The organism is Poseidonibacter antarcticus (assembly GCF_003667345.1).
In the GTDB taxonomy this organism is placed as follows: Bacteria; Campylobacterota; Campylobacteria; order Campylobacterales; family Arcobacteraceae; genus Poseidonibacter; species Poseidonibacter antarcticus.
On the sequence record NZ_RCWF01000022.1, the window covers coordinates 1 to 14229 of the forward strand.

A 14229-nucleotide genomic window follows, 5' to 3' on the forward strand; every position below is an offset into this window, starting at 1 on the left:
CTTTAATATTGCAAAAAATGAAACAGTAAACTTCAAACAACCAAGTATAGATTCTATTACTTTAAATAGAGTAGTAGCGACACAAAAGACACTCCAAATCATAGAAACATTCGCAAAAGTAAAAGAATTCTCAAGAAACATAAACTTATAATAAAATGGGAAAGTATTTAATAATAAAAACTAAAATTCAATGTAGAGAGGTACTAAATGCCAAGTCATAAAAGAGTATTATTGGTATTTGGAACAAGACCAGAGGCTATAAAAATGGCACCGCTTATAAAAGTATTTCAAGCAGATAGTTATTTTGAAACAAAGGTTTGTGTAACAGCTCAACATAGAGAGATGCTTGACCAAGTACTCGAAATATTTGAGATAGTACCTGAGTATGACTTAGACCTTATGAAGCAAGGACAAGATTTATATGACATTACTTCAAATGTTCTTTTGGGGATGAAAGATGTACTTAGTGACTTTATCCCTGATGTTCTACTAGTGCATGGTGATACAACTACTACAAGTACTACTTCTTTGGCTGCATTTTACCAAAAGATAAAAGTTGGACATGTGGAAGCAGGTCTTAGAACTCATGACATCTACTCTCCTTGGCCAGAAGAAGTAAATCGACAAATTACAGGGATTTTAGCACACTATCACTTCGCTCCAACAACCACAAATAGAGATAACCTTATAAGAGAAAATAAAGATGCAAAAAATATACTTATAACTGGGAATACAGTTATAGATGCACTTTTTTTAGCACTTGAAAAAATAGAGAATAATCAAGAACTAAAAAATGAAATTATTAAAAATATAAATACTCAATACAAACTAGATGATACAAAAAAACTAATCTTGGTAACTGGACATAGACGTGAAAATTTTGGACAAGGGTTTATCAATATTTGTGAAGCGTTAAAAACACTTGCAATAAATAACAAAGATATAGATATCGTTTACCCTGTACACTTAAATCCAAATGTACAAAAACCAGTAAAAGAGATACTTTCAGGTGTAGATAATGTATATCTAATATCTCCACTTCAATATGAGACATTTCTCTATATGATGAGTAAATCATATTTTATTATTACAGATAGTGGTGGAGTACAAGAAGAAGCACCAAGTTTAGGTAAGCCTGTACTAGTAATGAGAGATACAACAGAACGTCCAGAAGCGTTAAATGCAGGTACTGTAAAACTAGTAGGAACTAACCCAAAAAAAATCATCGAAGAAGCTCAAAGGTTGCTAGATGATAAAACTGAATATGAAAAGATGAGTAGAGCACATAATCCTTATGGAGATGGAAAAGCTTGTGAAAAAATAGTAGAATTTTTAAAGGTAAAAAAGTAATGTTACAAACAAAAAGAATATGTGTAGTAGGTTTAGGATATATAGGATTGCCAACCGCTGCTCTTTTAGCAAATAGAGGTTATGAGGTACATGGTGTAGATGTCGTACAAAATACTGTTGACATTATCAACCGTGGTGAGATACATATAGCAGAACCAGGATTAGATATATTTGTAAAAAGTGCTGTAAATAGTGGGAAATTAAAAGCAGATATAAAACCATGCCTAGCAGATGTATTTATACTTGCTGTTCCTACTCCTTTTCATAAAGGTTTTGTTCCAAATATAGATTATGTAGTCAGTGCTACAAAAGCTATAGCTCCTTATGTAAAAGAAGGAGATATTATTATATTAGAGTCTACTTCTCCTGTAGGAACAACAGATAAGGTGGAAGAAGTGCTAAAAGAAAATAGTGTTGATACTTCAAAACTTTTTATAGCACATTGCCCTGAACGTGTACTTCCAGGTCAAATAATGAGAGAACTAGTAGAAAATGACCATATAGTAGGTGGAACAACTCCAGAGGCCACAGCTAAAACAGTAGAATTTTATAAAACATTTGTAAGCGGTGAAGTTCTTTGTACAGATGCAAGAACCGCAGAAATGGCAAAACTTACGGAGAACTCTTTTCGAGATACTAACATAGCCTTTGCAAATGAACTTAGTATACTTTGTGATAAATTTGATATAGATGTATGGGAATTAATAAAACTTACAAATAGACATCCAAGAGTAAACGTACTAAATCCAGGTGCTGGAGTTGGTGGACATTGTATAGCAGTTGATCCTTGGTTTATAGTTCATGCAGGTGGAGCAGATGCAAAAATAATCAAAACTGCAAGAGAAGTAAATACATATAAAACAGAGTGGTCGATAGAAAAAATAAAAAATGCAGCACTAAACTTTGAAAAAGAAAATGGAAGAAAAGCAAAAGTTGCATGTATGGGGCTAGCTTTTAAACCAGATATTGATGACCTTCGAGAATCACCAGCATTATATATCACAAAAAGACTTATATCAGATGGACTAGAAGTAATAGCAGTAGAGCCAAATATCCAAAGCTATAAAGACATAGAAATAATTGACTATAAAAAAGCAATAGAAGAAGCTGACATAGTTACTTTTTTGGTGGGGCATAAAGAGTTTAAAGGTCTTGAAATCCAAACCAATTTAGATTTTTGTGGAGTTTTAAACTAATTATGAAAGGTATAATTTTAGCAGGTGGAAGTGGAACTAGACTTTATCCTATTACAAAAAGTATAAGTAAGCAACTTTTGCCAATATATGATAAACCAATGATTTATTATCCATTATCTGTTTTAATGCTTGCTGGTATAAACGAAATATTAATCATATCTACACCACAAGATATTGGAAAATTTGAAGAGCTTTTAGGTGATGGTATTGATTGGGGAATTAAGTTAGAATATAAAATTCAACCATCTCCTGATGGACTTGCACAAGCTTTTATACTTGGTGAAAAGTTTATAGATGGGGATAGTGTTGCTTTGGTATTAGGAGATAATATCTTTTATGGACAAGGATTTACTCCATTACTTAAGAGCTCTGCTAGTATAAATGATGGTGCAGTAGTCTTTGGATATCAAGTAAAAGACCCAGAACGATTTGGCGTAGTGGAATTTGATGAAAACAAAAAAGCTATAAGTATAGAAGAAAAACCAACTCATCCGAAATCAAATTTTGCAGTAACTGGATTATATTTTTATGATAATTCTGTAGTAGAAATAGCAAAAGAGGTTAAACCATCTCATAGAGGTGAACTTGAAATCACAACTATAAATGAAGAGTACCTAAAAAGAGGAAAACTAAAAGTCGAACTTCTAGGTCGTGGTTTTGCTTGGCTTGATACAGGAACTCATGATAGTTTATTAGATGCTGGACAGTTTGTTCAAACTATAGAACGTAGACAAGGATATAAAATAGCTTGTCTTGAAGAAATAGCTTATAATAATGGCTGGATAAACAAAGAAAAAATTCTTGAAATAGCAGAACCATTAAGTAAAAATGGTTATGGTCGATATCTTAAAGCATTGGTTAAAGAGATATGAAAAATATCCTACTAACAGGAACGGCAGGATTTATAGGTTCAAACTTTGTGCCATACTTCCTAGATAAATATCTTGAATATAATCTAATAAACCTAGACCTATTAACATACGCAGGAAACCTAGATAATCTAAAAGAGTGTGAAGGTAATCCTAGATATAAATTTATCAAAGGTGATATTTGTAATAGAGAATTAGTTGAATTTATTTTTACTGAATATGATATCTCAGGTGTAATTCACTTTGCAGCAGAATCACACGTAGATAACTCTATAAAAAATCCAGGTGTATTTGTACAAACAAATGTAAATGGTACTTTTACTTTAATTGATGTTGCATATAAATATTGGATGAATAAACCATTTGAATATAAAGAAAAATATAATAATAGTAGATTTCATCATATCTCAACAGATGAAGTATATGGAACACTAACACTAAATCCAACAGATTTATTCACTGAAGCAACTCCTTATGCTCCAAACTCACCATATTCAGCTTCAAAAGCATCAAGTGATATGATTATAAGAGCATATAATGAAACTTATGGAATGAATACAGTAATTACAAACTGTTCAAACAACTATGGACCAAAACAACATGATGAGAAACTAATTCCTACAATTATACGAAAAGCACTAAATAATGAATCTATTCCAATTTATGGAGATGGTAAAAATATTAGAGATTGGTTATATGTTCTAGATCATTGTAAAGGTATTGATATAGTTTACCATACAGGAAAAACTGCAAACACTTATAATATCGGTGGAAGAAATGAAAGAACAAATTTACAAATAGTAGATGCTATCACAACAATTCTAGATGAAAAAGTTCCTTCAAAAACATTAGGTTCATATAAAGAGTTAATTACATTTGTAGAAGATAGAGCAGGACATGATAGAAGATATGCAATTGATGCAACAAAGCTTGAAACTGAGTTAGGTTGGAAAGCAAACGAGAACTTTGATACAGGAATTATTTTGACTGTTGAATGGTATCTAAAAAAGTATAAGGTAACAAAATGATACATGTAACAAAAACATATTTACCAAATAAAGAAAAATATATACAATATGTAGATGAAATCTATAAAAGTGGTTGGATTACAAATAATGGTCCAATGCTAAAAAAATTGGAAGAAAGACTTGCAAAATATTTAGGTGTAAAAAATGTAGTGTTAGTATCAAATGGTACTACGGCATTAGAAATTGCATATAGAACACTTGACTTAGAAGGTTTTGCAATCACTACACCATTTTCTTTCGTGGCGACTACAAGTTCGTTAGTGACAAATGGCTTATTACCAATATTTGCAGATATAGATGAGAAAACTTTAAATCTAGATCCAAAAAATATAGAAAAACTTATCACGCCAAATACAAGTGCAATCGTTCCTGTACATGTATTTGGAAATACTTGTGAAGTAGAAGCCATAGAAGAAATAGCAAACAAACATAATCTCAAAGTCATCTACGATGCAGCTCATGCTTTTGATGTGAAGTATAAAGATACATCAGTACTAAACTATGGAGATATATCAACTCTTAGTTTTCATGCGACAAAACTTTTCCATACCATAGAGGGTGGAGCTTTAATCATCAACGATGATAAACTCGCTCAAAAAGCAAGATACCTTATAAACTTTGGTATAGAAAACGCAGAGTCTATTCCACATCTTGGGACAAATGCAAAAATGAACGAGTTTGAAGCGGCCATGGGTTTATGTGTACTTGATGATATAGAAGAGATTAAAAACAAAAGAAAAACCATCTCAGACTCTTACAAAAAAGAGCTCAAAGGCTTAGTGACATTTCAAGAACAAAATGAAAATGCAAGTGAAAACTATAGTTATGTTCCAGTAGTTTTTAAAAATGAAAAGGAACTTCTAAAAGTACAAAAATCTTTAAATGAGAAACAGATATTTCCAAGAAGATACTTCTACCCATCACTTGACACTTTGGATTACATAGAACCAAAACAAGAGTGTAAAATTTCAAGAGATATAAGTAAACGCATACTTTGTTTACCTACTTTTGCAGAGCTTACACAAGATGAACAAAACATTATTATTAGTACTATAAAAAAGGCTTTATAATGGATAAATACAAAATCCCAAATGTAAAAACATTTGAATATACAAAAATTATTGGTTTAGAAAATATTGAGTTTGGAAAAAATATCATAATAGATGATTTTGCTTTTGTGTATGCTAAGGGAAAAATAAAATTAGGTAATTTTGTACATATAGGTATTTATGCTTCTATAACTGGTGGAGATGAATTAACTGTAGGCGATTTTAGTGCTATTTCTCAAGGTGTTAGAATCTTAACTGCGACTGATGATTTTAAAGATTGGGGATTTGGCAATTCTACTATTGATAATCAATTTAGAAATGTGCAAAGTTCACCAATTACAATAGGTAAATTTTGTATCATTGGAGCTAATTCTGTAATTCTACCAGGTGTGAGTATTCCAGAAGGTGCAATGGTTGGTACCAATTCTGTAATCACCAAAGATTTAGAACCTTGGGGAATTTATGTTGGCAATAAAAGAGTTGGAACAAGAAATAAAGAAGAAGTTTTAAAAAACTATGAAAAGTTTTTAGCTACTCCTGAAAATGAACGAGTTGGAAGTTTGTTTCAATGATATTACACATAGTTCCAGATGATAAGTTTATAGATATGGCTTACAATATGTTTGAAAAGGCTAGTCCTAACAATAATGAGTTTATGGTTGTAACTCAAAAAGATAAATTCAAGTATATAAAAACTACTCCTATTACAAAAATAACAAGAAAAGAGATTCTTTCCAAAGAATTTTCTGATTCTTTAAAAAAATATGAGTTTATTGTTTTCCATGTTTTAAGTGATATAGACAAAAAACTTGTTTTAAATGCAAAAGAAAATGTGAAGTTTCTTTGGCTGGGTTGGGGGTTTGATTACTATTGTTATTTGGATAAAAAGTTGTTAGATAGCAGAACATTAAAACTAAAAGAGAGTCTAGCTACTTCTAAAGATTTTTTTGGAAAAGATATATTGAGAAGCTTGAAGAATTTTATAAAATATAATATTCTTTATAAAAATATAGATAATCTAGAAAAAGTTTTTAATAGAATCAACTATTTTGCACCTGTTTTGTACGAAGATTATTTATTAGTGCAAAATCAATTCAAAACTTTTCATCTTAAATATTTAGATTGGAACTATGGAACACTTGAAGAGGATTTCATCAAAGAAGAGTTGATAATATCTGGAAAAAACATTTTACTTGGGAATAGTGCAAGTTATGAAAATAATCATGTAGAAGCAATAGAATTAATAAAAAATTTAAATTTAGAGAACAGACAAGTTATCTGCCCATTAAGTTATGGATTAGAAGATTATGCAAAAGAGGTTATTAGACATGGCGAAACAGTATTAAGTAATAATTTTGAAGCACTAATAGATTTCATGAAAATAGAAGAGTACAACAAAATAATATCAACTTGTTCAATTGTAGTGATGAATCATTTACGACAACAAGCTGTTGGAAATATTGTTATTATGATGTATTTTGGTGCAAAAGTATTTTTAAATAAAGATAATCCAGTGTATGATTTTTTTATAAATAACGGAGCGATTGTTTTTTCTATGGAAGAATTGACCAATAAAAATATAAATATTGATTTGACTGAAGAAGAAAAAATAATCAATAAAGAAATGCTAAAAAAATATTGGGCTAAAGAAATAATACTAGAAAAAACAAAAAAATTAATAAAAATAATGAAAGAAAACTAACTTGAGCCTAAAACAAAAAGCCATCAGCGGTGTAAAATGGACTACATTTTCTACTGTTATCACTACTGTACTACAACTACTACAATTAGCTATATTGGCAAGGTTTTTAGAACCAACTGCCTTTGGACTTATGGCGTTGGTGATGGTAGTCATTGGGTTTTCGCAAGCATTTTTAGATATGGGTATATCTAACGCCATTATCCATAAGCAAGAGATTACAAAAGACCAACTAAGCACACTTTACTGGGTAAATGTACTTGCAGGTTTTTTGCTCTTTCTTATCATCATAGTCATTGCTCCTTTTGTGGCAGAGTTTTATAAAGAGCCTGAGCTTACTGAGCTTATATTTATAGTGGCACTTACCTTCATAATCCAGCCATTTGGACAACAGTTTATGGTGCTATGGCAAAAAGAGATGCGTTTTAGTGAGATAGCAAAGATAGATATAGTAAACAAATCTATCTCTTTAGTAGTCTCTGTGTATCTAGCCTATAAAGGTTTTGGCGTGTATGCTTTGGTATATGGAACACTTGCAGGCATAGTAAGCCAAACAGTACAGTTTATGTACAAAGGACTCAAAGAGTACCGACCATCATTTGTGTTTAAACTAAGTGAGATAAAAGAGTTTTTGAGTTTTGGAGCTTACCAGATGGGAGAGAAGACAATTAACTATTTTAACTTTCAAATAGATACTATTCTAATAGGTAAATTGTTAGGAATGGAAGCGTTGGGAATATATACAATAGCAAAGCAAATCATCATGAGACCAGCTCAGATAATTAATCCTATCATCACTAAAGTAACTTTTCCAACAATGTCAAAAGTTCAAGATGATACAATACGACTTAAAAATATTTATTTGAAAACAATAAATTATCTGTCATCAATAAATTTTCCAATATATGCATTTATATTTGTATTTGCCCATGAAATAGTGATGTTGATGTTCGGCGAAAAATGGCTAGAAGCTGTATATATAATGCAAATACTTTCTATTTGGGGAGCTATAAGAAGTACAGGAAACCCAATAGGCTCACTCCTTTTAGCAAAGGGAAAAGCAAACTGGGGATTTTGGTGGAATTTAGGATTGTTTTTTTATGTGCCAATAGGAATATATATAGGAAGTAACTGGGGACTTGTAGGAATTAGTTGGACTTTAGTAATATTGATGATAAGTTTAATTATTCCTAATTGGTATTTCTTAATTAGACCTCTTTGCCAAGCTCAGTTTATTGAGTATCACAAAGAGATATTTATTCCTGCTTTTTTATCATTTACAGCTGGATTAGCAGCATATAGTTCTATTTATTTTATTGAGATAACTTGGTTGAGACTATTACTTGGTAGTTTGATTGGATTAGTAGTTGTTGTGGGGTTAAATTATATTATGAATAAGAAATTTTTAGATGAGCTGAAAGGGTTTTGGAGATGAGTGTAATTACTTGTACACAATGGCTCAAAAGCAAGAGTAAAAAATCAGTTAGGAAAAAGGATGAAAGAGTTGGGAATAGATAAAGAAGTATATAGTTTTGAGAATGGGGATTGGGTAAATAAGCCCTTAGTTTCTATAGTAGTACCAACACATAATAGATCACAAATGATGCAAAGAGCTATAAAATCTCTTTTGGAACAAACATACCAAAACATAGAAATACTTGTTTGTGATGATGGTTCATCTGATGATACTCAAGCAGTATTAAAAATATATGAAGATAAAAGAATAATAATATTAAAAAATGAAACTCCAAAAGGTGCTTGTAGTGCAAGAAATATAGGAATTTTTAAAGCAAACGGTGAGTTCATAACTTTTTTAGATGATGATGATGAATTTTTGCCGACAAGAATAGAAGAGATGGTAAATGCTTGGGATGATAGATGGGCATATATTGCGACAGGACTTAAAGTAATAAAAAGTAAGAATAAAAGTTCTTTAATGATTCCTAATAAAATAATTTCTCTCAATTCTATGCTATTTAAAATGGCTACAGGTATTTCAAATTTTACAAAGACAAAGAGAATAGTAGAGTTAGGTGGATTTGATGAATCTCTATTCAGTTCACAAGATACTGATATATGGATTCGTTTAAATATAAAATATAGAGATGGATATGCAATACAAAAACCTCTTTATATTGTTCATACAGAACATGACAAGCCAAGAATTACAACTTCTTCTAAAAAAATAAAAGGTCATTTCGATTTTTATAAAAAGCATAAAAGTATTATGAATAAAGAGCAAAGAAAAGCAAAATTATTTGAACTTCTAAGGTATAAAAATAAAAAGATTAGTATCTTAAAAGCTTTAAATTTAGGCAATAGTAAATCTAACTTGGATATTTTGAAGTATATTGTAAAAAGTAGAATTAAGTAAATGAATAATTTAACTTCTTTTATTTTTTATCTATTCATATTATTCATTTCAATAGACATGATAAATGGAGTACTAATAAGAAATGAAATACAATCTATTTCCATGCCATTCAAACTTCTTACATTGTTTCTTATATCAATATATCTAGTTAAAAAACATAAGCATCTATACCTTTTGAGCATAGTATCAACCATGGTATTTTTTCTTGCCTTGCATTCATTGCTTTTAGGTGATGTTACAAAAGCTGTATCTAGCCTAGATATGTTAATCCGATTTAGTGCAATAATAATCTTTTACCTATACTTTAAAACACTGATTAAAAATCAAGCAGAAGATTTACTTTTCACAATTGCTAAAATATCTTTTTATTTTCTTATCTTTAATACTTTTCTAGGTGTGATTGGCTTAGGTTACCCAATGTATGGAATAGGAGAATCAGGTATCGGGACTAAAGGTCTAATATTCGCTGGAAATGAAATAGGTGCAGCTTTAATAGTAAGTGGAGCTATTGTATCAATGAAATATTTAGAAGATAATAATATTAAGTATTTCTTTGTAAGTGGCATATTATTACTTATTTCAAGTATATTTCTTGCTTCTAAAGTATCTTTACTCGGAAGTATTATTCTTTTCTTTTTCTTTCCACTTTTAAAAGCTTTTAAAAATATGAGTAATTTCAAGCTACCTAAAAGTGATTTTATTAATGCTAATATTATTTTAGTTACGGTGCCTATTTTGGCTATAGTTGGAATATACTACACGTTATATGAAATAAACTTAATAGATAGATTAAGTTATTTTTATGAAAAATTAGATTTAATAACATTGATTTTTAGCAGTCGCAATATTTGGGCGGAAGAAGCTTATAATGCATTTATTAATCATTATTCATTTATTGAGTATTTGTTTGGAAGCGGAAGAGGCTATTTTGAGTTTATATCTGATGATAGACTGGTTGAAATTGATCCAATAGACTTTTTAATGAATTATGGAATAATTGGTTTGCTTATAACTTTTGGAATAATATTCTTTATACTGTTTGAAACAATAATTAAAAGAAAACTAAACAAGTATAGTATTTATGTGATTTTTACAATATTTCTCTTACTTGGAATAAGCTCGACTGCAGGGCATGTCTTTAATTCAGGAACAGCAGGATTTTTAATAGCTATACTTTTAGCATTAGGTAGTTATAGAAATAAACAAAAGTTAGTTAAATGAAAATCCTACTAATTTCAAATATGTACCCATCAAAAGAAACTCCATTTTTCGGTACATTTGTAAAAAACTTCAAAGAGCAATTAGAAGGTGAAAATATAATTTCTGAACTAGCCGTTATAAGTGGCAAAGGAACTTCTAAACTAGATAAAATCAAGAAGTATTTCCAGTTTTTAAAAGATGTGATAATTGCTATAAAAAAAAATAATTATGATTTGATATATATACATTATATAAGTCACTCATTATTGCCTTTATTGTTTGTAAAATCATTTATCAAAAAGCCATTGATACTAAATGCTCATGGAAGTGATGTGCTCGTTCATAATAAAGTGGGATTTTATATACAAAAGTTAGTGACATCTATCATCAAAAAAGGGAATATGATAGTGGTGCCATCTGATTACTTTAAAGATGTAGTTTCTGATAAATTTCAGATAAAAAAAGAAAATATCTTTGTTTCACCATCAGGTGGAATAGATACAAAATTATTTCAACCTCAAGAGATAAAAAAAGAGATATTTACTATAGGATATGTCTCAAGAATAGACAAAGCTAAAGGCTGGGATACTTTACTTGATGCTGTTAGTTTATTAAATACTAAAGGTTTTACATTTAAAGTTTTGATGCTTGGTGGCGGAGCAGAAGAAAAACTACTTTTGAAAAAGATTGAAGATTTAAAACTTAAAAATATCGTAAAGTTTCTTGGACCAAAATCTCACAACGAGCTTGTACGTTACTTTAATCAAATGAGTATTTTTGCCTTTACTACTAGGTTGGCTGAGAGTTTAGGACTTGTAGGGCTTGAAGCTATGGCTTGTGGGGTGCCTGTTGTTGGCTCAAATATTGGTGGACTTCCTAGTTATATAATCGATGGAGTGAATGGCAAACTTTTTGAAGCTGGAAATGCTGAAGAATTGGTAGAGAGTTTGGAATATTTTATGAACTTGGATAGTGAAAATTTTCAAGAATATAAGGCTAATACTTTTAATACAGCTCAAAGATATGATTCTAAAATTGTGGCAAGAGATCTAGCTAATAAATTGAAGGAAATTTGTGAACAATAACATAATAAACAAATATAAAATCAATGCTTTTAAAAGCAAAGAAGATTTTTTAAATCAAATTAAAAATGAAAAGAAAATTCTTATAGCTATGAATGCAGAGAAGATTTTAATAGAAGATGAAAGATTAAGAGAACTTATTAACAACAATATTGGCTATCCTGATGGTGTAGGTGCAGTTATGGCTTTAAAATCAAAAGGACTAGATGCAGTTAAGATTCCAGGAAGTGAGTTTTGGCTTGAGATTGTCAATAAATTCCAAAATGAAAAAACATTTTATTTTATAGGTTCTACAAATGAAGTCATTACAAAAACGGTTAAAAAGTTAAAAAAAGAGTATCCGAGTATAAATATTTTAGGATATAGAGATGGTTTTTTAGATGAAAATGATAGATTGGTATTGAAAGACACTTTACTTGAATTAAAACCAGATATTGTTTTTGTAGCACAAGGAAGTCCAAGACAAGAATTTTTGATGGATGAGTTAATTAAAATACATCCAGCACTTTATATGGGACTTGGAGGAAGTTTTGATATATATGGGGGTAATAAGAAAAGAGCACCAAAAATATTTTTGGATTTTCACTTAGAGTGGCTTTATCGATTGGTAATGGAGCCTACTAGAGTTGGAAGACAATTGAACTTAGTAAAATTTTTATTTTTGTTAAAAATAAAAAAATTATAGTTAATGATTGTATATTTGTATTTTGTTTAAAGAAAAGAAGATAGAAATAAAAATCATTTTAAGAAAGATGGGTGAAAACCCATATTTCCTTTTTTCCGGCAAGACCCTTTAAATTTAGCTTAAATTAATTTCTTCATTTTATATTTTTTTATAAAACTATAAAGTGTTTGTCTATTAACACCTAATAGTTTTGAAATACTTGCTTTACTAATCTCTTTATTGAGATATTCTTGAATAAGTTCTTTATGTGGATCTAATTTTGATTTTGCAGGTCCTGGTTTTCTTCCAAGTTTTACTCCTCTTGCTTTTGCAGCTTCTAGTCCTTCTTTAACACGACTTTTCAGTAAGTCTCTCTCAATTTCAGATACGATACCAAACATAGTTGTTAATAATTTACTATTCATATCATCTCCAATCGTTAAATTATCTCTTACAATAATCAGTTGAGATTCTTTTTCCTTAATTAATTTAATGATTTCTAATATATCTAAAAGTGATCGACCTAATCTAGGTTATCAATCAACAAACAGCTTTTTTGTGCCATCGCTAAATTGTAGCTTAAAGTTTTAGTATCTTACTATACACTAAAATTAAGAATGAGCTATAAACCTCTTAGAGATTTCTTTTTCAAAACTTTCTACATCACCAATAATTTTATTAGCTTTTTGTATAGTTTCTTCTTGTTTACTATTAATTGCTTTTATTGCATTTTTTAGAAATTTACTTTTGTCTTTATTATTAACATTAATTGACATTAAAATTCTCCTTTAAATATTGGTATTGTCTTTTCAAATAATTCAATTGAAATATCTGAATATTCTGAATTTGTTGTTTTATCTATTAAATTTAAAGTAATATCATCTTGATATTCTTTTTTTATATTTATAACTGTTTGTCTTGATTTTACTACACTATTAAAAAATACATCTTCTGGAACTTTTCTTTTTGTAATAGTTTCTCTTTTTTTTGTGTATAAAAAACATTTTTTTAAATCATCATAGATGTAATATATTTCTATATTATATCCTCTTTTTATTAAACTTTTAATATTTCTATTTGCTAACTCATAACTAGAAAAATTAGAATCCATAATAATTGATAAGCCTTTTTTCTTTACAGCTTCATCAAATAGAAAATGAACTCCCCAACTAGATGGTTTTTGAAATAGTTCACTATTAGAACCGTTATAACCAATTGAGGTAAAATATTCTCTAATTGAATCAATATCTAAATGTATTAAGTTTTCTTCTTGCTCTATAATAAACTCTGCAAATTCAGTTTTACCTGAACCACTAGAACCAGCTGTAAATATTGCTATTTTATTTTCTAATGGGATGCAATTTTTTAAATATGTATCAAAAAAAGTTTCTTTTGTATCTTTTAAATATTGAATAGCTATTTTTTCTATTTCTTCTTTATCTTGGTTCAATTAGAATCCTTTACTTGTATGTATTATAATATCTTAAAGCTTTTCTTTTATCCAAAAAAAGCATTTTTCAACTAAAAAAATAAGCTAAAATCAAACAAAGACCTCAAACTTAGGATAAAGTAAAGATATAAACCTTTTCCCCTAATATCCTAACAACTTTACTTCACCCAGCAGGAATCCACCGATAAAGAGTAGCCAATGAAACACCTAAATCTTTAGCAACAATTTTTGGATGAATACCACTATTTAATAGTTTTTTTGCTGATGC

Annotated in this window: 15 protein-coding genes and 1 pseudogene; 12 read left to right on the forward strand and 4 right to left on the reverse strand. The window is 29.4% G+C overall.

Features of this window, described 5'->3' with window-relative positions; translation table 11 throughout:
* Positions 1-207 precede the first annotated feature (207 nt).
* The 12 genes from wecB (at position 208) to D9T19_RS14055 (ending at position 12532) form a co-directional block, all read left to right on the forward strand.
* Positions 208-1350: a non-hydrolyzing UDP-N-acetylglucosamine 2-epimerase gene (gene wecB / locus D9T19_RS14000; protein WP_121628870.1), complete on the forward strand. Its 1143-nt coding sequence runs from the start codon at positions 208-210 to the stop codon at positions 1348-1350.
* Positions 1350-2546: a UDP-N-acetyl-D-mannosamine dehydrogenase gene (gene wecC, locus D9T19_RS14005; protein WP_121628871.1), complete on the forward strand. Its 1197-nt coding sequence runs from the start codon at positions 1350-1352 to the stop codon at positions 2544-2546. Before wecB ends, wecC begins: the two co-directional genes overlap by 1 nt.
* A gap of 2 nt (positions 2547-2548) precedes the next feature.
* Positions 2549-3418, forward strand: a complete 870-nt coding sequence (gene rfbA / locus D9T19_RS14010; protein WP_121628883.1) for a glucose-1-phosphate thymidylyltransferase RfbA — start codon at positions 2549-2551, stop codon at positions 3416-3418.
* Positions 3415-4443, forward strand: coding sequence for a dTDP-glucose 4,6-dehydratase (gene rfbB / locus D9T19_RS14015; protein WP_121628872.1), 1029 nt, complete (start codon positions 3415-3417; stop codon positions 4441-4443). Before rfbA ends, rfbB begins: the two co-directional genes overlap by 4 nt.
* Positions 4440-5513 carry a DegT/DnrJ/EryC1/StrS family aminotransferase gene (locus tag D9T19_RS14020; RefSeq protein ID WP_121628873.1) on the forward strand — a complete coding sequence of 358 codons (1074 nt, stop codon included), beginning with the start codon at positions 4440-4442 and terminating at the stop codon, positions 5511-5513. Before rfbB ends, D9T19_RS14020 begins: the two co-directional genes overlap by 4 nt.
* Positions 5513-6064, forward strand: a complete 552-nt coding sequence (locus D9T19_RS14025; protein ID WP_121628874.1) for an acyltransferase — start codon at positions 5513-5515, stop codon at positions 6062-6064. The genes D9T19_RS14020 and D9T19_RS14025 overlap by 1 nt, the downstream gene beginning before the upstream one ends.
* Complete coding sequence (locus D9T19_RS14030; protein ID WP_121628875.1) at positions 6061-7194, forward strand: TDP-N-acetylfucosamine:lipid II N-acetylfucosaminyltransferase family protein; 1134 nt, start codon at positions 6061-6063, stop codon at positions 7192-7194. Before D9T19_RS14025 ends, D9T19_RS14030 begins: the two co-directional genes overlap by 4 nt.
* A gap of 1 nt (position 7195) precedes the next feature.
* Positions 7196-8626, forward strand: a complete 1431-nt coding sequence (locus D9T19_RS14035) for an MOP flippase family protein (protein ID WP_121628876.1) — start codon at positions 7196-7198, stop codon at positions 8624-8626.
* 60 nt (positions 8627-8686) lie between these two features.
* Positions 8687-9565, forward strand: a complete 879-nt coding sequence (locus D9T19_RS14040) for a glycosyltransferase (RefSeq protein WP_121628877.1) — start codon at positions 8687-8689, stop codon at positions 9563-9565.
* Positions 9566-9757: 192 nt separating this feature from the next.
* On the forward strand, positions 9758-10786 hold the full coding sequence (locus tag D9T19_RS14045; RefSeq protein ID WP_162984602.1) for an O-antigen ligase family protein: 1029 nt from the start codon (positions 9758-9760) through the stop codon (positions 10784-10786).
* A complete protein-coding gene (locus D9T19_RS14050; RefSeq protein WP_121628879.1) occupies positions 10783-11850 on the forward strand; it encodes a glycosyltransferase family 4 protein in 1068 nt (355 codons plus the stop codon). Before D9T19_RS14045 ends, D9T19_RS14050 begins: the two co-directional genes overlap by 4 nt.
* Positions 11840-12532, forward strand: coding sequence for a WecB/TagA/CpsF family glycosyltransferase (locus D9T19_RS14055; protein WP_121628880.1), 693 nt, complete (start codon positions 11840-11842; stop codon positions 12530-12532). Before D9T19_RS14050 ends, D9T19_RS14055 begins: the two co-directional genes overlap by 11 nt.
* 119 nt (positions 12533-12651) lie before the next feature.
* On the opposite strand, the pseudogene D9T19_RS14060 reads toward D9T19_RS14055, so the two are convergent.
* The 4 genes and pseudogenes from D9T19_RS14060 to D9T19_RS14875 form a co-directional block, all read right to left on the reverse strand.
* A pseudogene (locus tag D9T19_RS14060) lies at positions 12652-13029 on the reverse strand (recombinase family protein); the annotation flags it as partial.
* Between the two features lie 93 nt (positions 13030-13122).
* Positions 13123-13287 (reverse strand): hypothetical protein, encoded by a 165-nt coding sequence (locus tag D9T19_RS14585; RefSeq protein WP_162984603.1) that lies wholly within the window; start codon positions 13285-13287, stop codon positions 13123-13125.
* Positions 13287-13961 (reverse strand): zeta toxin family protein, encoded by a 675-nt coding sequence (locus D9T19_RS14065; RefSeq protein WP_121628882.1) that lies wholly within the window; start codon positions 13959-13961, stop codon positions 13287-13289. The genes D9T19_RS14585 and D9T19_RS14065 overlap by 1 nt, the downstream gene beginning before the upstream one ends.
* Before the next feature lie 163 nt (positions 13962-14124).
* Positions 14125-14229: helix-turn-helix domain-containing protein (locus D9T19_RS14875; protein WP_162984580.1), on the reverse strand; the 105-nt coding region annotated here is incomplete at its 5' end.